The sequence below is a fragment of the Leeuwenhoekiella sp. A16 genome (assembly GCF_047946675.1).
GTDB lineage: Bacteria > Bacteroidota > Bacteroidia > Flavobacteriales > Flavobacteriaceae > Leeuwenhoekiella.
Genome location: NZ_CP172313.1, coordinates 1,655,855 through 1,677,439, shown reverse-complemented (window position 1 = coordinate 1,677,439; position 21,585 = coordinate 1,655,855). Strand labels below are relative to the sequence as shown.

Here is a 21,585-nt window from a genome sequence, read left to right as displayed (position 1 = left end):
GTGAACTAGTTAAAATAGAACCAATAAAAGCGGATGAATACAGCTATTTATAAGGGTCTCCGGTAGCAGCGGTAATGATGCAAATAAGATGCAATATCAAACCAGGGATTATTAAAAGAAAGTAACCCAGATAGGTAAAAATCAGCCAGGCTATACCGGTACCCACATCGCCTTTGTACATTTGACCGACTCCCGGAATAAAAAAACTTAGAAGCGCCGCATCACCCGGATTCCATTTGCGATACTGCATTACAGTAGCTTGATTGGGATGGGTGCGTTGTAGGCGTATTGGCGTAAACCGATTCCCCGCAATGCTTTCATTTAATGGCATCCCTTTGGATCACTTCAGCACAATATAGCATCTTTTCGTTTTTCAGTCATTTTGTTACATTCTATATTTTAAATGTGCCAAAAACAGCTAAATAAACCCCCACTTTTTTTTTGGTATTTCCGGTAATTCTTTCAAAAACCTGTTCGATATCGACTTGTATATCAGACGCTCCTTAAAATCATCACTCAAACAGACCGTATATACATACTTTAAAGAAGTTAAAAGTATTTTATAACGAGTGCGGTTTTAGCGTATTCCTGAAAAATAAATCGTTTGCCCTATCTTTAAAAAAAGTTATTCAGGTATGTTTAAACAGGTTATTCTAGTTGGAATTTTAGGAATTGTTTTGGGCTGCAGTTCCCAAAAGCAACTCATTAAAGCTGGTAGTACTCCGCAACTTTTGGCAGATAATTTCAGCTTTACGGAAGGTCCGGCTGCAGATGCAGCGGGCAATGTATATTTTACAGACCAGCCCAATAACCGCATTTACAAATGGGATGCCACAGACGGCAGTATTTCGGTGTTTATGGAAGATGCCGGACGTGCTAACGGACTCTATTTTGATGATGACGGAAATCTTCTGGCAGCAGCAGATAACCAATCTGAAATTTGGAAAATCGCTCCAGATACAAGCGTGCAGGTTCTGCTGACCAACTTTGAAGGAAAGCGCTTTAACGGACCCAATGATCTCTGGATCGCTCCTCATGGCACCATCTATTTTACAGATCCCTATTACCAGCGTGACTACTGGGAGCGTACTCATAAAGACATCGAAGCCGAACGTGTGTATGCCTTAACCCCGGATGGGAATGTGCGTATCGTTGCCGGCGATCTGGTGCAACCCAACGGGATCATTGGTACCCCTGATGGCAAAACCCTGTATATAGCCGATATCGGAGCCGGTAAAACCTACCGCTACACGCGTGATTATGAAGGAAATCTTACAAACAAACAGCTTTTTACGGAACAAGGTTCAGACGGGATGACGCTGGATAGTCAGGGCAACGTGTACCTCACCGGAAAAGGCGTGACCGTTTATGATAAAACCGGTAAAAAGATCAAACACATTAACATCGACAAAGAATGGACAGGCAATGTAACCTTTGGAGGTAAAAAAAGGCGAACTCTTTTTATCACTGCCCAGCAGGACGTTTATACACTGCATATGAATGTAAAAGGGGTTCGTCGATATTAAATTATTAAATACCAAGCTGTTAAACCTGAGGCAGTTTCCAGCCGTTTAAATAATTGGCTGTTACCAAAGCCCCTTACAATGGTTAAATGCTCTCCCCTGTGGGGAAAGAATGGTGGGTAGTTTCCAAGATCTTATAGTCTGTGGGTAACGACTTCTTTCAGCCCATCGTTACTCTATGGTCTGAGTTACGGCAAGTAGTGTGAAATAGGGATGCATCCTTGTCGGCTTGGTAGGTTTTTACTAGGTCTCTAAAATAACTTTTTCCAGAATACCCGTTATTTGCGATGAACCGATGTTAGCAAAAGGATTATTCCAATAATTAATAATGAATATGTTTTCTAAATTCTTCAAGTTTGTTAAATACTACTTTAAATGTTTGATATGATCCATTAAACATACCTTGTTGTATGGGAGTCCAATTACTTTCTTCTTTATTCGCAGAGTCTATAAAATCTTTTAGAGCATTGTTGCCTCTATCGAAATATCTATATTTCCATTGATATTCTCCAAGCGGTGCCCAGTCATTATGATATTTGTCTATTACTAAATGACTGTAATTAAGAGATAATAAATATTCAAAAAGAGCAAAGTTTTGCTCGAAGTCGAAATCATCAAATATTAGATCTTGCAAAAATGGTCTTAATTTCTCTTTGATATAAGAACTCATCGGAGTCCTTTTAGTGCTATTTAATACTTTATTAAAAAACTCTTTCTCAATTAATGTTGAATTAACTTTGCTTATGAAATAAATTTTCTCAGCATCTGGATAGTATAAATCATTTATCTTGATTTGAAATATTTCATTTAATAATTTATAATTTTTTGTTTTAATGGCAGTTATTCCTAATGAATAAAGAATAAATAGGCTAGGTATTAAATTAAAATCAAAAGATTCTTGACGATAACCTCCATTAATCTTTGGAGCAACATTTAATCGTAGTAGTATTTCTTTAAGAAACTTATGATGTATTTCTTTAGACCAATATGTCGCATTTATACATAACGGTATTAATATTTCTAGACTTGAGTGGTACAAATTTAAAACTTCTCTGAACTGTTCTACTTCTAAATGCTGATTTGGCTTAACTGCATTTTGAATTTTATCTCGTACTTTCAAAGATTCGTGTATTAATAAATCACGCAATTCAATTATGTACTCCTCTTTACTTATATATTTCTTTAATCGAGCAACTGCTATATCCGCACTTAATGGATCTTCCCTATCAAATGTTTCAAGAGCTTCAACTTTTTCTAATAATTCCTTGAAAAAATGATCAGCATTTTCTATTTGTATATTGTTACCTTTTCTTAAATCGGCAATTTCCTTTAATTCTGGATTCAGTTGGTGAACAAAACTCCAATAACTACTAAATCTGAAATTATTACATTGCTTTAGACAATTTAATAAGCCAATATCCCATTTTGCAGACCAACCACAAGAAATAATTCCAAAATCATTAAAAATTTTAAGAAGATAATTGTTTAAATCTTCCGGATATTCGTTTAGTTCTTGTTTAGTATTTAAAAATCTTGAATCTAAATAATCACCATTAATTTTAATTATTACAAACTTAGAATGAACAAGCGGCATAGTTCCTTCTATATCGGAAGGATGTCTAATTACCAATGGTTCAATTCCTTCTTCCAACAACGCTTTTTCTATTAAGCGATCAAAATTTGTAGTTACTATTACTCTGAAATAACCTTTCTTGATTAGTTTTGCAATAGATTTATGACCTATTGTAGGTTGGTATAAATCATTATCATTATTTCCTTCAAAATAAGATTTAAGTATATTTAATCTTTCAGTTGGTGTAGCTGCTAATTTTTCTAGAATATTTGAATAATCTGGTTCTTCATTGAATTTATTTCTATACCATTCTTCTGGATCTTGCTCACAATTTTCATTTTCTAGACGAGCAATTTTTTTTATTAAATCGATAACTATGTCCCATCCTGTTGGAATACCTGAATTTCTTGATATTCCTGACCCTAATAAAAGTGCGAAAATACCTCTATTTGAATAAATTGAAAATGCAATGTTGTTTAGATTTATCTTCATATAATCATTTTGCTAACGGTCTCGCTAAGAAACGTAGGGCTCTCGAAGCGATTAACTGTCCACCGAAACCGAAGCTTGTTTAGTGAAAAAACCCTTCTGAAGCCTTATCTGCCTATGTTTACTTAGCCATTGTTGTGATGAGTTATTTTCTGTATTTATCTATCGGAATAATCTCCTTAGCTTTTGTCGCCTCCTTAGAACTTAAATTATCATACTTGATAGCAAGTTTGTCACCGAGTTCAACATATCCCCAACTATTCCATCCATTTTGAAAAGAATCTACATTCAAATAAAACTCATTGTTTTTTTTGTCTTTCGCAAACATATATGATGACATACCATAGTGACCTTGAGGTATTTTATAAACTTCAACTATGTTAAATCCCTCTGAAAGCATTTCGTCAATATGCTCTTCATCAAATTCGATATCAACATTAGGATTGTACCAAGAAACTTTTAAAAGGGGGTTATCGATCCCCTCTACTTCACAATCGTAGATTAATTTTAGAAAATCTTGATTTTCAATAGAGTCAATTCCTTCTTCACTTACAGCTGAAACCATTTCAAAGAAGTGGTTGCTAACGAAAACTAGATATTGATGGATAAATTGTATGGAGTACTGGTCAATATAAGTAATAACACCGCTTAGGTCTCTTAAAATTTTAACTCCTTCTTTGCATGCAATTGCAGGGTAATTTTGTGAATTAAATATTTGTTCAAAAATCTCGAGAATTAATGAATATGCGGATTCACGTGAGCCATCTTGATTATTTTGACCTTCAACTAGCCTTCTGTAAGCCGAGGCACGATATGTACCTAACATTATGCCCCAAGGATGACTAAACCAATTCTCTGTGTAGTCAAGTATTTCTTGATATTTCCCTTGAAATAGAAAGGACAGCAAATAAAGTTTTATTAATGAATAACTGAATTTTTTTGAAGAATGATCAGGTAAATCAAATTTTCTATCAATTAAAATTTGAAAGTCGTTATTAGCCTCCTTGTATTTCCCAGAATTAAAAAGATTTAAACCTCTAGCCTTAATGAATTTTGGATTCTCATTATCAAGCGTTATGGAGCGTTCAATTAATTCCAATTCACTGGTGGAGTCTTTTAAATATCCATAAATTCTGGAAAAATGGTAAATCAATTCCTTATTTGAATTGTGATGAACCACCAAATCAGAGAATCTGTTTTTCAACCGAGATATAACATTTGGATCCTTTTTTCTTTGATTTAAGAACTTATTTAAGTCTATTATTGCGGCTTTAATAGAAGAGTCAGTGGAGTCAAGAACATGGTCGTCATCAAATTCAGTAATTCCAAGTTTCTGGTTTCTTATCTCCTGTTCTTGAATCTTTAGATTTCTAGCTTTAAGGTTTGAAGCGATCTTATTTCTTACTTCAATGTTTCTTGGGTTAGTAAGTAAAAGATCTCTGATGGAATTGCTCAAATCAAACTTATCATTACCAGACTCACTTGAAGTCCGAATAATTAAACTTGTTTTAGAAAGTTCGTTAAGTGATTCGGATATGTCATCTTGTGGATGTTCAAGCACCTCGACTAAATGGTTTCTACTGCTTGTGCCTGAGACATACAATGCTTCTAGAATCTCAATGGAAGTTTCCGTCATTGATTCTATCAAATTTGAATATGAAAAAGCAGCAATTTCTTTCTCGGTTTTAGAGATGGATTGAACTATATCTACACCTTTTACATACAGATCAACGGTCAATCTAATTGCAAGTGGATTGTAATTTGCTTTTTCAGAAATTCTCTCAATATCTGTTTGTTCAATATCGCTAACTCCTCTTTTTCTCAAATAGCTACGGCATAACTGAAACGCATGTCTTTTTACTAATGGCTGAAGTGGAACTGTTGTTGCTGAATCAAGTGAAATTCTGCTTGTTACAATGATTCTCCACTGAAGTGGTAAGCTTTGATTAAAATCTTTGAATTCTTCTTGGCTTCTAATCAATAAAGTTTCAAGATTATCAATACAGATCAATATTTTCTCATTTTCAAGACGATCGCATACATCTTCAAATGTGCACCCATCATCAATGTTATAAATTTCTCTAAGATCAACTAGAATGCTCTCTTTGACTTGATCAATGCCATCAATCGCCTTTATTCTTTCGACTCCTTCTGCAGTTAATTTCTCATTTTTTAACGAACAAAATAGTATGGAATTAATCTTCTGACACCACTTCGGATTTAAACTTATGTCACGAAGAAATTGAAGAATTAAGGCTGTTTTTCCCACTCCACCTGGAGCTACCAATGCAATTAGGTTATTACGAACTTTTCCTAAAGTTGATTCCAAATCTTTGAATTCTTTATCTCTACCTAATAGTCCAGTGATTTCGTGATCAAAAGAAGTTGGCAATGTATTAGGGATTGCCCAAGCAACGTTGTTTATCCAATCCTCAGGTGGAGATGCTAGTTTTCCATCATTGGCAGAGTTAAGAGATTGACGTACTTCGTTTAAACCTAATTGTAAAATAAGGGGATCACTAGCTATTGCAGCAGAACGAAACCAATATACATCTGGAAATGGCCTATTAGGATGGCTTATGGCATTTCTAATGTCAAATATGTTTAAAAGCGAACAAAACTTTTTTAGAGCCTTCATTTTAGGTTCTAAAGAAGATCCTTCGGATGCCTTCATTGCATAAGTAAAAATATCGTCTAAATAACTTGATTCTACTAGTAGTTTTATGTCACTTTCTGGTATGCTGGATTGTCTAGAAGTATCATCTTCTTGATCAGTTGTTGTGTGATTACTAATTGCATCAGAGTTTAAAACGAAACTTCCTAGCGCATTTTCAAGCGCATAAATGATCATTGCGCTTTTTATTCTTAAAATATGGTGTTCTTGCATGTTTTTATTTTAATTCATCACAATGCGTTATATCAAAATGAAATATACAGATTAAAAGCGATAAGTGGCGCGATAGTAGTATATGCTATCTATTTCTCAAGTTACTCCCTTTCACATTCACTTTATTACGGTTTCCCATAAATGCACAAAAAAACCTCAAACTTTTTAAGAATGAGGTCTTTTAATTGGCTTGATTAAGCTTTTATTTTTTCTTTAGCATCTCTTCTAAATAAGTCACTTTATCTTTTTCAGATTGTAGTAACCTCTCATAAAGTTTTTCTTTTTCCTCATAGGCTATAATTAACTTATCTAAAGGATTGAAAGTACAATGAAAATTAGTCAAGGGTCCGTTATTCACACTGTTATCATTAAAGTTATTAATATTGTGAAATATAGATTCTTCAGAAAAATTCTCTATTGCTTCTTTAGTAACTCCTAATACTTTAGCTACTTCCTCGAGTTTTATATCATCTAAAGTTTCACTTTTTTCAATAGAAGAAACACTTTGCTGGCTAATGCCCAGTTCTTCCGCCAGGGTTTCCTGCTTCATGCCGCGAAGCTCTCTTATCCGGGCAATCTTCCGGCCTATATGATTGGGTTTGGTTTCTGTTGTCATAACTTAAAGATATAGATTCTTTCTTAGTAGTTTCTTCTCTTGGTAAAATACAAGTCCATCCTGGTATTTTACAAAGGACTCTGGTTGGTTACCTTTTAGATGCTACTAATTTAACGTAAAATTTTTGCCTGATAAAATCTCTAAGGCTATTCACCTTAAAGCTAATACCTATGAGTCCTGCTCAAGAACCGGTCAAAGATACCACTCCTGTTAATGAATCTATGCTAATCTCTTAAAGTCATTTTATGAAGTACTCTAATGACACTAAACATTTTAATCTTTTAAAGCAGGGCTGTCCATCAGCCTTCGCTGCTATCTATGCTAAATATCATAGGCGTATCTATTGGATAGGCAGGAGTTTGATCAAAGATGGTTTTGTAGTAGAAACCCTCGTACAGGATACCTTTTTAATCCTTTGGGATAAACGCGAGCAAATCGAGTCGCCTAAGCATTTGGTCAATTTCTTGTATACGGTAATTAGTAGCGAATGCAAATGGTATTATGCCCGTCCTAAAAATCAATTTGACCGGGATTTTTACTCTTTAGATAAGTTCCCCAACTATCAGGAATATATGCTGGGCTATGATCCGGCTTTAATAGACGATCATCTTTTAGATCAGCAAAAAAGACAAGAGGACTTTCAGCAGGTGGTCAATATATTACCGCTTCTGGGAACGCAGCGCAAACGCCTGATTGAACTCTGCTTTCAACACGGCTTTAAGTACAAAACGATTTCAGAGCATATGGGCATCAGCATTACAGAAGCCAGTAATACTGTTAAGAAGACGATTGAAGAGATCAAAAATATCATCAATCAAAGATACCTCCTTGAAACCAATAAACCAGCGTTAGCCCAGTCCAAGTCTCAACTTGAACTCACGGAACAGGAAGCCAGTGTACTGGAATTACGCTGTGAAAAGCAATATTCCTTTGCAGCCATTGCCAGCGAGCTTAACCTATCGCAAAAAGAAGTACACCGTGCCTTTACCACAGCCTATAAGTTTTTACAGGACAAACACCGGCAGCAGCAACCCCAATCGGCCTAATATGAAGAAAAACACTATAACCCTGACCCGAAAGATCCAGTTGCTTATTGACCTGCCCACCCCAGAAGAACGCAAAGAAGCCCTGGGTAAGCTCTACCAGTGGCAAAACCGATGCTTTCGGGCAGCCAATATGATCGTTTCCCATCAATATGTGCAGGAGATGATCAAGGAGTTTTTTTACCTCTCTGAGGGGGTCAAATATAAACTGGCTGATGAAAAGAAGGATGAGTTAGGAATCTTGCAGCGCTCGCGCATCAATACCACCTATCGGGTGGTCTGTGACCGTTTCCGCGGGGAAGTCCCCCTGGATATCCTCTCCAGCTTAAATCGTACCCTGGTATCTTCCTTTAATAAAAACAGGACGCAATACTGGAGCGGGGAGCGCTCGCTAAAGAATTTTAGACGCGATATGGCCATTCCCTTTGGCGGGGAGTGTATCTATAAGATTTACCATGCCCCGGAGAAAAAGGCCTTTTGTTTTAACCTGTTTCAGGTTCCTTTTAAAACCTATCTCGGAAAAGACTTTAGTGATAAACGCAGGCTCCTGGAGGAGTTATCCAGAAAAGATCGAAAATTGCGCACCTCCCACATTAAACTTAAAGACGGAAAGATCTTTTGGCTGGCCGTGTTTGAAATTGAAAAGGAAGAGCACCCGTTAAAACCAGAGGTCATCGCCGAGGCTTCCCTTTCCCTGGAATATCCCATTGTGGTAAAGACAGGAAAGTCCAGGCTTACCATTGGCACCAAAGAAGAGTTTCTTTACCGAAGGCTAGCCATACAGGCAGCCCTGAAACGGGCACAGATTGGGGCCACCTATTCCAAATCTGGCAAAGGAACCAAACGAAAAGTAAAAGCAGTGGACAGGCTACGCAAAGCGGAAGGGAATTATGTACACCACCACATTCACCTCTACAGCAAAAGGCTTATTGACTTTTGCATAAAGCAGCAGGCCGGCACACTCCTGCTAGTCAATCAGGAAGACAAGATTGAAATAGCCAAAGAAGAACCCTTTGTCTTACGAAACTGGAGCTATTATGAATTGATGACCAAAATAAAATACAAGGCCGACATAGCAGGCATTGAAGTTATTATAGATTAACCCCCTATGGGGTTGAGGGTGTTTGTACACCCGTAAGGTGAGGTCTAGGACACTCACTAAATGTGAAGAACATATACAACGCGTGAGCTTACTTATTTGAATACCCAAATTTTGGGTCAAAGCTTAAATACCTCTTTTTAAAAAATTCCATGAATTAGAAGTCCTTTCCATCCCAGTCTTCAAATCGCAGGGTGCTTTCCTTATAGTTTTCATTGACTACAATCAAAGGTTTTTCATTTGTTTCTGCCTGCACAAATAAAGATTCTAACATAGCCGTGGTAGGCTTGGTTTGGTTTTTTTCAATGTTTTTAATGATGGCAATGACTGCATCATTTCGTGTTTTGATATAGGCTTTGAGTGTCCTGCCCATATCCCCCAATTCCTCTTTCGGGGAGACTCCGTTATACTCAAAAAAATTCAGCATGGCTTCCATCGTTTCCGAATGGGTCTCAAAGTTTTTCTTAGAAAATTCCTGAAATTTTTGAGCTGTTTTTCTCTTGATCCGGATGCTGATAAAGGGTTCCATAATCCTGCTGTTTTTTAGTGATTTGTCGCAAATAATTACCTGTTTACTGGGGTTTTTAGAGGATTTGTCGCAAATTTCATAAGTCACATAACTTTTACAAAAATCAATTACCTGAAAATAAGGCGTTTAAATATTATAACATCGCAGCGCGTGTTATCCTCTTGCTTCGCCTTTCGTCCGCCAAAAGCGGACATAAAATCGAACCCCTACCTAAAAAGTAAGGGTTCCTTATTCAACACCAAATTGACTTGGAATTTTTAAGAAATTAAATGTTACGCAGTGGTAGAATTCTTAAAAAATGAGGGTGAAATCTACAAAATATTTAATCCTATCGAATTCAAAATCATGGCAGAACAGTACCGAAAAACACCCTCAAAAAAAGCCATTTACTTTTTATATCTGGAGCGTATTCCCTTTTTTGTTTAAAGAAATTCAGGATCTTTCAGGTAGGATTTATATGCTATAAAAACGAATGAACTTTCCGGTTCACTCTCCATTTACTTCCCATAGCGCCATCGCGTTTCCTTTTCGACAGACCGTGATTTAAAATTTAAGTTTGGAAAGAGCTTTTATAAAAAGAGCGACGAATGGAGCCTGGTTATGCAAAGCTCCCAAACTAAATTTTAGTTCTTTAAAGAAAAGCAAACGGCTGTTATGGATAAGTAGTTTAAGGAAAGCTGAAGTTTTGAAAATCTTCAATTTACATTCAAAATTTGAAACCAGCAGGATCAAGCGAACTCAATCCCTTTTTCCGGGATTGTGTTCAAGACTTTTTACATGAACCGCTTTCCCTGCAATGAAGCTTTTCGAGGAATGTAGGGCAATGTGGTGAATTAGTTAAATCTTTAAATTAAAAAATAGCGCTTTTTAAAGTCCTCGCCAATATTCTGATTTAGACTTCCATTATCATCTAATACGTTTATCCAGGCTAAACCACAACTGTGATTTTCGTCCCTTCCAAGTATTGTTTCGAAAGCCATAGGTTTAGTATCCACTTTTTTATTTGAGGGGTATAATAGTATTGCAGTTTTAGCCTGCCAGTACTCATTATAAACATACATCTGCCGCAAGTCATTTGTTGAGGGTTTATTGTTATCGATGATTTTCCACTTAGTATCAACGATCATTAGGGTTTCAGCGCCTTTTCTAATGACAATATCAGGGCGTATGGTTATGCCATTCCAAAAGGTTTTACTGCGCTGTCCCAAAACCTGAACCTCATCATCCCTAAATGCTTTTTTAAGCTGTATTACAATATATTCTTCCCAAAGATTATTCATATCAAACAGCAGTGCAATCATCTTTTCAGTGCCGCTCTTAACGTTTGGTGCAAAATTTAGAATTATCAGGCGTGCTATTTCTAAAGCCGTGGTATAAGGTTGTTCTTTACGCCCTAAAACCAATTTATCAAAGGTAGCTGCTGTAGCTTGTATCGCTTTTACTTCAGGAAAATCTAATTGAATGGACTTACATTTCCCATACAAATAACCTCCACGTATAAACTGCTCAATAATGCTTAATGCCTGATGAAGTATCTGATGGATTAGATGATCTTTATCGTAAATCTGATGCTCTGTATAAAAGCGTTCTTTATGTATTATATTTTGCGAAATTTGCTTGGCAAAAACCAACTTCCCTTTTAAAGTATTTAGATTGCCTTGTTTGCGGTAGTATTTTTTTATCAGTCCTTGATGAATAAGCTTTTGCACTTCATTTAGATACATTTCAAAATAAAGATCTAATAGATGCTTACTCTGTTTAAAGACATAGGCCTGATCTACTTGATTAATTTTTAATTTCTTAGTAACGCGTAGCATTTCTACTAAAGCATCTCTCCAGGCCACTTTATCAGCACTTGATCGGTCTGCCTTAGGTAAAATTTCTATACATAAATCATCTACCTGTAAAACACCTACATACTGCTTGAAGATTATTTTCTTGTGACCAACCGTAAAATATTTATTCCCATGTAGCTCATTAAGCTTTACTAAAGAATCAAAATGCTTTGTTTTAAACTCAACCGTCTTGTATGTTGAGCCTATTTTTAGGTGTTCATACTCAAAAGCTTGTATACATTTATTCTTATGCATTTTCCAAGAGTAGTCCTAATGCATCTATAATTTTGAAATCTTCTTGAAGATGTTTTAGTTCATATCGCTCTAAAATTTCAACATCATTATTTCCGTTATTAAACTTTGCAAAAACAGCTCTATTTTCCAAAGGTACTGATTGCACAAAACCATCTCCTAAAACCAAGCCTATTTTTCTATAATCTCCATAAAAATATTCTTGCAGTAAGGGAATTATATTGTCTTTAAAAACCTGTTTTAAAGCTTCCTCCTTATTTTCTGCATCTATAATTTTTAGAAAATAAGAATGACCTATAGTATGATCACGGTCAAGGAGAGCCTCTATTCTTTTGTTAATAGTTTTTAGAATTTTATCTAACCGAATACCTGAATATTTAAAATTTTTGAAAAGCTTAACTTGCTCATCTTTTTGACCGAGATCTTCGATACTTTTCCATATCGCCTTACGATTATCTATAAAATCCTGATCGACTTTATAGAATTGAAAAAAACATTTTTCTTTATTCTTATATTCAGCATCTTCCCAATCAACATCTTTATATTTCCAAAGTAAATCCCAATATTCATAAGCAGGAGATAGCAAAAAAGGCTTTGGCATAACCTCCTTAAAGGAGAATCTTCTTCTTAAAGCAGTATCTAAAGCTTCCACACTTCGATCTGCGGTGTTCATTGTACCAATAATGTACACATTTTCAGGTACACCAAAAGAATCCCCTGAGTATGGTAAAGTGACTAAAACAGCTTCATCAGCATTTTTACGTTTATCTGGTTCTAACAATGTAATTAATTCCCCAAAAATTGCAGAAATATTTCCTCTGTTAATTTCATCAATGATTAAAACGTAATTTTTTGAAACATTTTCTTTTCCTGCATTAAATTCACTTAGACCATAAGTTTTAACCAAATGTTCAAGGATGCTTTTTACGTAAGATGGATTGTAAAGACCGGATGTAATATCTCTACCCATATATAGCTTTTTGATATATTCAATTGATGCCGGATATAGGGGAGACTCTTTTTCAGAACTTGAAGGGTTTATTCTGAATGTTTTACCACCACTATAGTCAACAGTAAATTTAGAGCCCCTGCTAGTTTTCAACTCCTGAACCCCTTCCTTTTCAATTTTTTCTTGAAACTTTATGATAGCACTGTCAATATTGTTATCATCAATCAGTTCGGCTTGTTCGCAAAGGGATTTAAATAAACCATTTTTTACTGTGTAATTGATGTCAGTACCTGTCACTTCTGGTTTTATGCCTTCAACAAAATCTTCATAACCATAGGATTGATGGAACGTTGTGAAAACTATTTGACCTTCTTTGACTAAATCTTCGTAACGCTGTGTAATTTGTTTACGTTTAGAAATGTTAGATACCTTATTATAACCAAAATAGGGGTCTGCAATTTTTACAGCAAGTTCTTTTGTTGTATATGTTTTCCCTGTTCCTGGGGGGCCATAAAGTATTTGATTTAGAGCTGAAGGCTTTATTTCAGGATTTTTACTTTTATTTCTGCTGTTTTCACTAATAATCTCAACATTAAAGTATGGCTTAAATAATATTTGGTTTGCTTCATCCAGATTTTGTATCTCTTTAAACGTGCTATATCCACTTGGCATCCAACCTTTCTGACCCTTTACCTTTCTAGTATTATCAATTATAGGTAGGGCTATAATATCATATTCTCTATATTTGAACTCATCGTTTCCTATAATGCTGTCAACGTCAGCGGGCAAATCTTTTGGCTCTGAGGTAATCTGTATTAAACCACCAAGTTTATCTTTCCCATATGTTATATAAGCATAGTCTCCAACTTTAGCCTGATTCATCCAGTTTTTCCCCTGATTTCTAGCGGTATAAGCACCCATTACGGCCCATTGTTTTTCTTCAAACCGTTCTATTAATCCTGTTTTATTATAATCCTTAAGAAAAGTACCCATCGATAATTTATAAATTCTTGAATTACCTAAAGAGATGATTTTTTCACCAGTCTTTGTATTGCTCATAAAGTCTTTTATATTTTCATGCTTAAATAGAATATGCTTTAATGCATTATTGGTAGTATTAGGCTCAACCTTCCATTGAGTTATTTTGGCATCTTTAATATTTAAATATTGGAGCTCAAATTGTTTTTTGTGCTCCTGAAGTAACTCTTGATCAATCTCAGACCATTTTTTTACTCTAATTGTCACAAGACTTTGGTATGGCTCATCTTGATAATCATTAGTATGGGCAAAATCATATTTGTCTTTATATCTTTCTTTAAAAGTTTTGCTTACTAAAAAACCTATTATCGCATTGGAGCCATCTTCAATATATGAATAGGCCGTTCTCTTTCCCATTACAATAGAAAGGAGATTATCACTTTCAATGGTCATCTTTACTTTGTAGATCTCAACGTTTAAGTCGGCTAAAACAGAACTACCAAAGTTTATAAAATCGTGAAAGAATTCTTTATACTTAATTTTTTGCTCTATATGCCCTTTAAGTTTAGCACCGTCTGTTTTATTAAATTTTAAATTTTCAAGTATATGAAAACCTAGTTCTTCAAGAAATATATTTGTTGGTATTCCGCCCCCCTTACCTGTTAATTTTATTTCGGGATGATTAAGCTGTATATGGTCATATGCACGAGCATACACCACTTTAGGCGGCATTCTAATATCTTTAAAGACTATGTGATAGCGATCGCTTCTATTTTTATTTTCCCAACTTTCATTTTCTAAAAGAATTGTGTTTATAGTGGATTTCCAGACTTTTATTTCGGCTTTTGTCATCTTTAATTATCTAGGTTTCCCAGCATATTTTATTAATTCAAAAACAGTAATTAAACCAATATGTAATATATTTCCTCTTTAAAGCGTTATCTTTGTTCTCATTAATTAATCAATTTTAGTTGTCTCGCAATATCCTGAGTGTATTTAGCATAAGGTCTTTTCAAAAGTTCTTCAGGCTGACTATAATTACCAATCAATAATCGTTCAACGAAAGATTCATTTGGGAAAATCTGTATAAAGCTTTTATAAAGTATTTTTCGATAAGATTCCGGATTAGAATTAGCCTTAATTATTAATTCTTCTGCTATATCTATATTGGAATCATAAATCTCTTGGATTTTAAACAACTCTTGGTGATTTTTAAGTAGAGTCTCATTGCCTGTTAAGCTTTCGAAAACAATTTTAACTTTATTAATATCCATTTTCACCCAATAATTCAGAATTGACTTATCGTCAATTTTAAATTGAAATTCGTCTTGATTATTAGTAGTTGTGTAAAGCTCAAATAAAGCATCTTTGGTCCCTTTTGCAAGATTACAATTAGCACAAGTTGGGTACAGATTAAAGAAAGATGTACATAGAAAAGGGTATTTAGATTTAGGATAAAAGTGATCTAGTTGAAGTTTTGATTGTACTTTCTTTACATTTTTCTTTTTTCTTCCATAATATTTTAATTCAATTGTTAAAGTATGTTGTGCATTACAGTATACACAGGATTTTATATTCGAAGACAAAAAAAATTTCGGAAATTCTCTTTCGCGCAAGGCTTCGTATCTCATTGCATCTACAATCAGTTTATAAAACTCTGGGCTTCCTTTTTTATGAGACTCTTTCACGATTTGAGAAGGAAGAATTTTATCAAATGATTCCTTAAAAACTAACATCTCTGGAGGTGTTGCATTTAGAATATTAGAGTAATTATTTATTATATGTTCAACATAAGTTTTATGTTTTCTAGAACGTATAGATAATTTTAGTTTTTCTAGATTATCAATAGGTTTTTTAAAACTAGCTTCACGCGTACAGAATAAATCTTTATTAAAATCTTTTACTTTCTGCAATAAAGATTGTGTTAGTTTAATCCTCCTCATTTTCTATCCTTTTCAAAAGGATATTCAGTTCTTTAATTTTAGCTTCTAGAAGTCCTTTATTTATATGAATGAACTTCTTATCGAAAAGATTAGTGAGTCTTTCTTTGATTAAAGGTTCGTCGACTGTTTGTATAATTTTTTGAGCTAAGTTTTTGTCCCATTGTCTTTTGGGAGGTTTATTGTCATCATTAACCTTTTGTTTTGAATCAAAAGTCAAATAAGTAATTAGGTCTGTAATCCATTCTTCTGCAAATTCTCCCATAAAGCCCTCCTCAAGGAAAAAACTGTCAGCTAGCAGATCATGGACGTTTGCTCCAAATGTTTTAACCTTATTATGATTAACGAACGTACTACCATTATTTTCTTTGTCTAAATAAATCACATTGTTCTGGGGGATATCTGACAATGTTAGGGGATCGTGAGTAGTAAAAATAATTTGTGTTTTTATATTACTAACTTCAAAGAAGTTTTTATCAAATATATCTTTAGTTGGATTTAATTTACCAAATAGCACGGGAATTGATTTTGTAATTGCATCAACAAATTTTCTTTTCCAAACAGGATGATATCCTAATTCGGGTTCGTCTAATAGGAGTAAATAATAATTAAAAACGGGATGATTAGAATTATTTATCCCGTCAATTCTGTTATTAATCCTTGCAAAAAAATTAAGTAAGGCTTTTTCACCTGAAGATAAAGGGTAGATTGATCTTATGGACAGCAAATCTAATCTATAAACAAAATTACCAGTCAAACTTAAAACGTTGTTATATAATTCTATTAGATCATAAAAGTCTTTTTCTTCATGCTCTTCGAGTCTGTAAATTAGAGAGTCCCCTTTAGTTTCTAATCTATTTTCTGAAATTATTTTTTTCAGAAAACTGTAAAGATCAAAAAAGGCCTTAAACCTCTCTAAGTATCGTAACATTAATTTAATTGCATCTGAAGACTTGAAGCCTTGCTGGATCCAACTTTTGTGTTGGGCTTCATTTATGATCTTCTTTATTTCATCATAATCGACAATAGACACTCTTCCCAACTTTTCATTAAAATTATCCCTTACTAGACCATAGATGCTTAGCATATACATATCAAAAAAAGCATCAAAACCCTCCTCAAAAGAACCGTAATTCAAAATATTTTGGAAGTCAACATTTGCTTGGAACGGGGTCTGAGGAAATGTAGCATCTAAAATGAAATAAGTAAATAATGTGACTTCAAAATTTTCTATAAAGTTGCTTTCCCCATGGATGTTGTCGTTTTCTGTATTATGTTGATTATCCTTCAGATCCCAAAAACGATCAAACAAACTATTTAATCCTGAACTGTTTATTATATTAATATATCTTTCGAGTATATTACTCTTTATAAATTCTTCTCCAATAAATTCTTTCCATTTACCTTCCTCTAAATCCCTTAGATCTGATTCTATATAAATCTTTAATACATTTACTCTATCTTGATTACCTAAGTTTGCTGTAGCATATACATTCTTGAAATCAAACTTTCTGTGCTGTGAGACTTTTATTTCCAGTTCTTTATATTCAGGGAAATCGGGATACACTGATTTTAAGATATTTTTTAACGGATCATTTAAAAGAATCACATCTTGCAGTAATTGCTTTAGATATAATTGCTTAAGATTTTCTTCACCTGTAGAAACAAGGCCTAATTGTGATAAAGTATTAAGTTGTTCAATATCAACTATAGGTGTGTAGTAATGCTTAACATGACCTAAAGCGTTTGAGGTAATTTCATTAATTTTAAAATCTGAACTAATCTTTTTAGTTTCCAACTCATTATAGTAATAAAAAAAATCTTTCGCTTCGAATAAGTAAAAAAGCTCTTTCTTTTTTTTGTCACCAACAGAATGCAAAGCTCTTAAAATACTCGTTTTCCCTATTCCATTTTTGCCTACCATAGCAGAAATCATTGAAATTTCTTCGCCCCAGAAATTATCAATAAAAAGGGAGTTAGGGGTCTTTTCTATAATGAGCTCATTTTTGTTTTCTATTACTTCGTAAAAAAATTGACCCCCTAAATTTATAGTTTGCCCCTTATGATTATCACCGAATATATATGGCAGCGAGTTTTCAGGAATATATACAGCAGCTAATCTCATTATTATCGTTTATTTAATTCATAGGCCCCATCTTTCACAATAGCCTGATCTATCAAAAGTTTTAAAGACTCCTTAAGTTTGGCTTGTTCTGATTTTGAAATTCTGTTATTACCCCCATGGTTGTAGAGTAGCGTAAGGAGTTTGTAGAATTTAAATAACCTCACTGCGATACCTTTAGCTGTATTAAAATTAGATTCTTGAATTTTCTCAGAAGGAATTAGTAATTCATTTTTATAATCCACATAAAAACCTTGATTTTTCAAATCATTAAATTCCTCTAAATTATAAATTCTACTAAAAGTATTTAGCACGGGAACACTAGTTGCAAGAAGGTTAAGGAAACCATTAATAAATGCGTTCTTAATTAGAGGCTTTTCTTTTCTTTCATACCATATTGAAGAAGCTTCCATTAAGCCAGATCCCATTACAATAAGCTGTGCAACTTCATGACGAACACGATGATCTGAAAAAAACTTTTTTGCTCCTTTTATTTGATACACTTTAAAACCTTCGCTATGTAAACGAACAAGAATGGCTTTAATGGCTTCCTCTGAGCTTAGAATTAATAATGAAGTTGCGGTACTATAGGATTTATTTTTTTCAGCAATTAAAAGAGAGTCTGCCTTTAATTTTTTGGCATTTTGAAATATTGACTTATCTAGACCTTTAGAGGATTGTGTAGAAAGATTTATGAATTGTTGTACTTCCATCAGTATTTTACTTTCTCCTCAGCAACCATCCCCAACTCCTCATCTACTTCATAATAGGCATCCTTTACCGTCACCTGCCCATTCATAAGCATAGGTAACAACCAATCGCGTAAGGCAGCGAGTTTTTGGTTTTGTTTTAGATTAGTTTGAATCTGTGCATGAATTGGTTTTGCTTTATTATAAAATTGCTCCATAATTCCAGAATCAGGAATTGCAACTTGATGGTTTGTAACAAACGATTCAAATAATAAATTTTTTATACCGCTAGTTTTACCTTCCCAACCAAATAAAACTCCTGCGTCATACAATCTATTCCATTCATAAGCAAAATTAAAGAGTGCTCTTTCTTCTTTTAATGTTACTGCTTTACAGAAGTTTGAACAGATTAATGGATTTTCAAAACGTTCTAATGTTTCCTTTGTGATGAAAGCCATTCTACCTGTAGACTGTATTGGACTTCCGCCAGAAATTTCAATTATGAAATCACCTATTTCTAATAACTTATGGCTGTTTTTTTCTAATATGTACCGTGTTGGAGATTTAACTTCTCCTTTTCCATTTAATCCATTTAAATCTGCACCGCGAATGCAAAAGACTTTGTTCACATAATTTCCCTGTTCTGCTTCTTTTCCCCAATCTCCACTTTTATCATTTTTAATCCAAGAGGAAAAGGAATCTACCTCCCATCCCTCAGGAATCTCCCGTTTCAATTCTCTATTAAAAACCATCTTCCCTCCAGAGGCTTTATAAGGTTTACCGGCTAACTCAGGTTTGCCTATTGAAGTAGCGTACTCCTCAGACATTGGAAAATCAAACTGTACAAACCAATAGTCATACAACGTTTTTGCCATCGACTCCAACTCTTGATTGATTTTGTTATTGACTTCTATTTTTGCATCTAAATCAGAAAGGACTTTGGCTATAGATTTTTGAGTTTTTAGTTTAGGTAATCTTAATTGAAATTTCGGAAACTCACTTATAGGAATTCTATTTACCGTTGCTCCAACAATCAAATTACGATTGACAGTTTGCTTCCATTCCGAAGAACCAAAATAATACAAAAGAAACTTTGGACTTACCATTGCTTTATTCAAACGAAGTAAAGCCATTCTTCTACCTAAGCAACACTTTAAATTATCAGGAATTAAGGCATATCTATCCAATGTTGCTTCATAAACAAAAACCAAATCGTCTTTTTTAGGCAATACCCTTTTAGTCCATTTGCCAAAATCTGAATCTGAAATGCGTCTAATTTGTGATAAGTCCAAACTGTTACTCTCGGAAATATTTTTAATTCCTAAAAAAACAGAACCAGAATTAGAAGGTTTCGGCGTAGCATGAGGCCCATCAAATAAATCAAAAATGATATCTTCTACCTTATATTTTATCCAACTTTGCCTATACATTAATTTTCCAATTTTAAGGTCCTATAATTCTTACTAATCTCTATTTCTAAGCCTTTAGATTCAGCAAACAACTCTTCTAAATTACTTTCAAAACGATTCATTTTAGCAATGAACTCTTCTTCAGTTATATCCGTATATTCAATCTTAACTTCAAAATATTGACCTGCACTTAGACTGTAGTTTTTAGCTTTAATTTCTTCATAACTCACTACTACCGAGAAGTCATCTTTTGCTTCTTTTCCATTAAAGACATCTATGATTTGTTGTTCTTCGGCTTCGCTTAAAACGGTTTTTTGATTCCCGTTACTGTCTTTTATTTTACTTCCCAGATTAGAAGCATCTATTAAAACCACCTCTTTGGTATTGGTTTTATCTAAAAACAAAATGCTCACATTAGTTCCGGTAGTGGCAAAAATATTTGAGGGCATACTTACCACACCTGCCAGCATTTTACTTTCCACCAGCTTCATTCTAATCTTTTTATCTATACCAGACTGGGCGGTAATAAAACCGGTAGGCACCACAATGGCTGCTTTCCCTTTTGCTGTAAGGCTGTGCATAATATGCTGTATAAAGAGCAAGTAAATAGCCATCGATTCCTTCTTACTTTTAGGAATATTGGGTATTCCTGCAAAAAAGCGTTCTTTATTAGCCTTACTTTCTAAACTTGCACTGTAGTCACTAAAGTCCAATTTAAAAGGCGGGTTAGACACGATGTAATCAAAGGCTTCCAGCTCGCCACTTTCCTGTTTATGAAAAGGTTTTAAGATGGTATTGCCCTGTACAATGTTCTGTATAGAATGTACCAGATTATTGAGAATAAGATTTAACCGCAATAGGGCAGAAGATTTCTGGGAGATATCCTGAGAATAGATGGTACACTTATCTTCCCCAATGGCGTGTGCCAGATTCATTAAAAGTGTTCCCGAGCCTGCACCGGGATCGTAACAGGTGACGTTGTTTACATTGGCTTCGGTAACCAGACAAGCTGCCATAATTTTAGCCACCGCGTGGGGCGTAAAATACTCCGCATATTTACCGCCGCTATTTGAGTTGTAATCTTTAATTAAGTATTCAAAAATAGTAGCAAAAAAGTCAAACTTTTGGGTAAAGATATGCTCAAAGCTAAAGCCTACTAATTTATTTACCAGCGCTTTGCAAAACGCATCCCTGTTATCGGTAACATACTTACTGATGTTTTCAAACAAGGCGACTTTCTCTCCTCCCTGAGTGAGTACCGAGAAAATAGCACTGTTTGTTTTGGCAATATCTAGAAGGGTTTGATCAAAAATATCTGCAAAGGTATCCTGGTCTTGCTGTTCAAATAAGCGGGATAGTAAATTTTCCGGAGCAATACGAGCCGTGTTTTCACTAATCTGCATCGTCAGTAATTCTAAATTTTCTTCAGAGTACCCCTTAAGAGCTTTATCAAAATCAGTAGCATTTGCTAAGTCTGGTTCCAGTTGTTTTAACTCATAAACATATTTGTCGTTTAAGAATTTATATAAAAAAACCTGTGTAATGATTTTAAATTCGTTTCCGTCATTTCCTAAACCGTAATTGGCACACACGCTTTTAAGATCGTCAATAAGCGCTTTGGTTTGGGATTCAAATTGTAGTGTCGTATTCAT

General features: G+C 34.4%; 15 protein-coding genes. 3 read left to right on the top strand and 12 right to left on the bottom strand.

What is annotated here, in order from left to right; all coding sequences use genetic code 11:
• Positions 1-43 precede the first annotated feature (43 nt).
• Positions 44-331, bottom strand: a complete 288-nt coding sequence (locus ACH3O9_RS07155) for a hypothetical protein (protein ID WP_416445727.1) — start codon at positions 329-331, stop codon at positions 44-46.
• Positions 332-677: 346 nt separating this feature from the next.
• Between ACH3O9_RS07155 and ACH3O9_RS07150 the strand changes: the two genes are divergently transcribed.
• A complete protein-coding gene (locus tag ACH3O9_RS07150; RefSeq protein WP_416445725.1) occupies positions 678-1,526 on the top strand; it encodes an SMP-30/gluconolactonase/LRE family protein in 849 nt (282 codons plus the stop codon).
• Between the two features lie 319 nt (positions 1,527-1,845).
• Here the strand turns inward: ACH3O9_RS07150 and ACH3O9_RS07145 are convergent, their stop codons facing one another.
• From ACH3O9_RS07145 to ACH3O9_RS07135, 3 genes are all read right to left on the bottom strand, one after another.
• Positions 1,846-3,588 (bottom strand): SIR2 family protein, encoded by a 1,743-nt coding sequence (locus tag ACH3O9_RS07145; RefSeq protein ID WP_416445723.1) that lies wholly within the window; start codon positions 3,586-3,588, stop codon positions 1,846-1,848.
• Between the two features lie 142 nt (positions 3,589-3,730).
• A complete protein-coding gene (locus tag ACH3O9_RS07140) occupies positions 3,731-6,472 on the bottom strand; it encodes a hypothetical protein (protein ID WP_416445721.1) in 2,742 nt (913 codons plus the stop codon).
• 202 nt (positions 6,473-6,674) lie between these two features.
• A complete protein-coding gene (locus ACH3O9_RS07135) occupies positions 6,675-7,088 on the bottom strand; it encodes a helix-turn-helix transcriptional regulator (protein WP_416445719.1) in 414 nt (137 codons plus the stop codon).
• Positions 7,089-7,333: 245 nt separating this feature from the next.
• Between ACH3O9_RS07135 and ACH3O9_RS07130 the strand changes: the two genes are divergently transcribed.
• Both ACH3O9_RS07130 and ACH3O9_RS07125 read left to right on the top strand, forming a co-directional pair.
• On the top strand, positions 7,334-8,134 hold the full coding sequence (locus ACH3O9_RS07130; RefSeq protein WP_416445717.1) for an RNA polymerase sigma factor: 801 nt from the start codon (positions 7,334-7,336) through the stop codon (positions 8,132-8,134).
• A gap of 1 nt (position 8,135) precedes the next feature.
• A complete protein-coding gene (locus tag ACH3O9_RS07125; protein ID WP_416445715.1) occupies positions 8,136-9,233 on the top strand; it encodes a hypothetical protein in 1,098 nt (365 codons plus the stop codon).
• Between the two features lie 154 nt (positions 9,234-9,387).
• On the opposite strand, the gene ACH3O9_RS07120 is transcribed toward ACH3O9_RS07125, so the two are convergent.
• The 8 genes from ACH3O9_RS07120 to ACH3O9_RS07085 all read right to left on the bottom strand — a co-directional run bounded on the left by ACH3O9_RS07120 (position 9,388) and on the right by ACH3O9_RS07085 (position 21,585).
• On the bottom strand, positions 9,388-9,759 hold the full coding sequence (locus ACH3O9_RS07120; protein ID WP_416445713.1) for a BfmA/BtgA family mobilization protein: 372 nt from the start codon (positions 9,757-9,759) through the stop codon (positions 9,388-9,390).
• 845 nt (positions 9,760-10,604) lie between these two features.
• Entirely contained in the window at positions 10,605-11,849 is a 1,245-nt protein-coding gene (locus ACH3O9_RS07115) for an McrC family protein (protein WP_416445711.1), read from the bottom strand.
• A complete protein-coding gene (locus ACH3O9_RS07110) occupies positions 11,842-14,625 on the bottom strand; it encodes an McrB family protein (RefSeq protein WP_416445709.1) in 2,784 nt (927 codons plus the stop codon). Before ACH3O9_RS07110 ends, ACH3O9_RS07115 begins: the two co-directional genes overlap by 8 nt.
• 101 nt (positions 14,626-14,726) lie before the next feature.
• Positions 14,727-15,686 carry a hypothetical protein gene (locus tag ACH3O9_RS07105; RefSeq protein WP_416445707.1) on the bottom strand — a complete coding sequence of 320 codons (960 nt, stop codon included), beginning with the start codon at positions 15,684-15,686 and terminating at the stop codon, positions 14,727-14,729.
• A 16-nt stretch (positions 15,687-15,702) separates the two neighbouring features.
• Positions 15,703-17,838: an AAA family ATPase gene (locus ACH3O9_RS07100; protein WP_416445705.1), complete on the bottom strand. Its 2,136-nt coding sequence runs from the start codon at positions 17,836-17,838 to the stop codon at positions 15,703-15,705.
• A gap of 2 nt (positions 17,839-17,840) precedes the next feature.
• A complete protein-coding gene (locus ACH3O9_RS07095) occupies positions 17,841-18,548 on the bottom strand; it encodes an AbiV family abortive infection protein (protein ID WP_416445703.1) in 708 nt (235 codons plus the stop codon).
• Positions 18,548-19,954 carry a restriction endonuclease subunit S gene (locus tag ACH3O9_RS07090; RefSeq protein WP_416445701.1) on the bottom strand — a complete coding sequence of 469 codons (1,407 nt, stop codon included), beginning with the start codon at positions 19,952-19,954 and terminating at the stop codon, positions 18,548-18,550. The genes ACH3O9_RS07095 and ACH3O9_RS07090 overlap by 1 nt, the downstream gene beginning before the upstream one ends.
• Positions 19,954-21,585: an HsdM family class I SAM-dependent methyltransferase gene (locus ACH3O9_RS07085; protein WP_416445699.1), complete on the bottom strand. Its 1,632-nt coding sequence runs from the start codon at positions 21,583-21,585 to the stop codon at positions 19,954-19,956. The genes ACH3O9_RS07090 and ACH3O9_RS07085 overlap by 1 nt, the downstream gene beginning before the upstream one ends.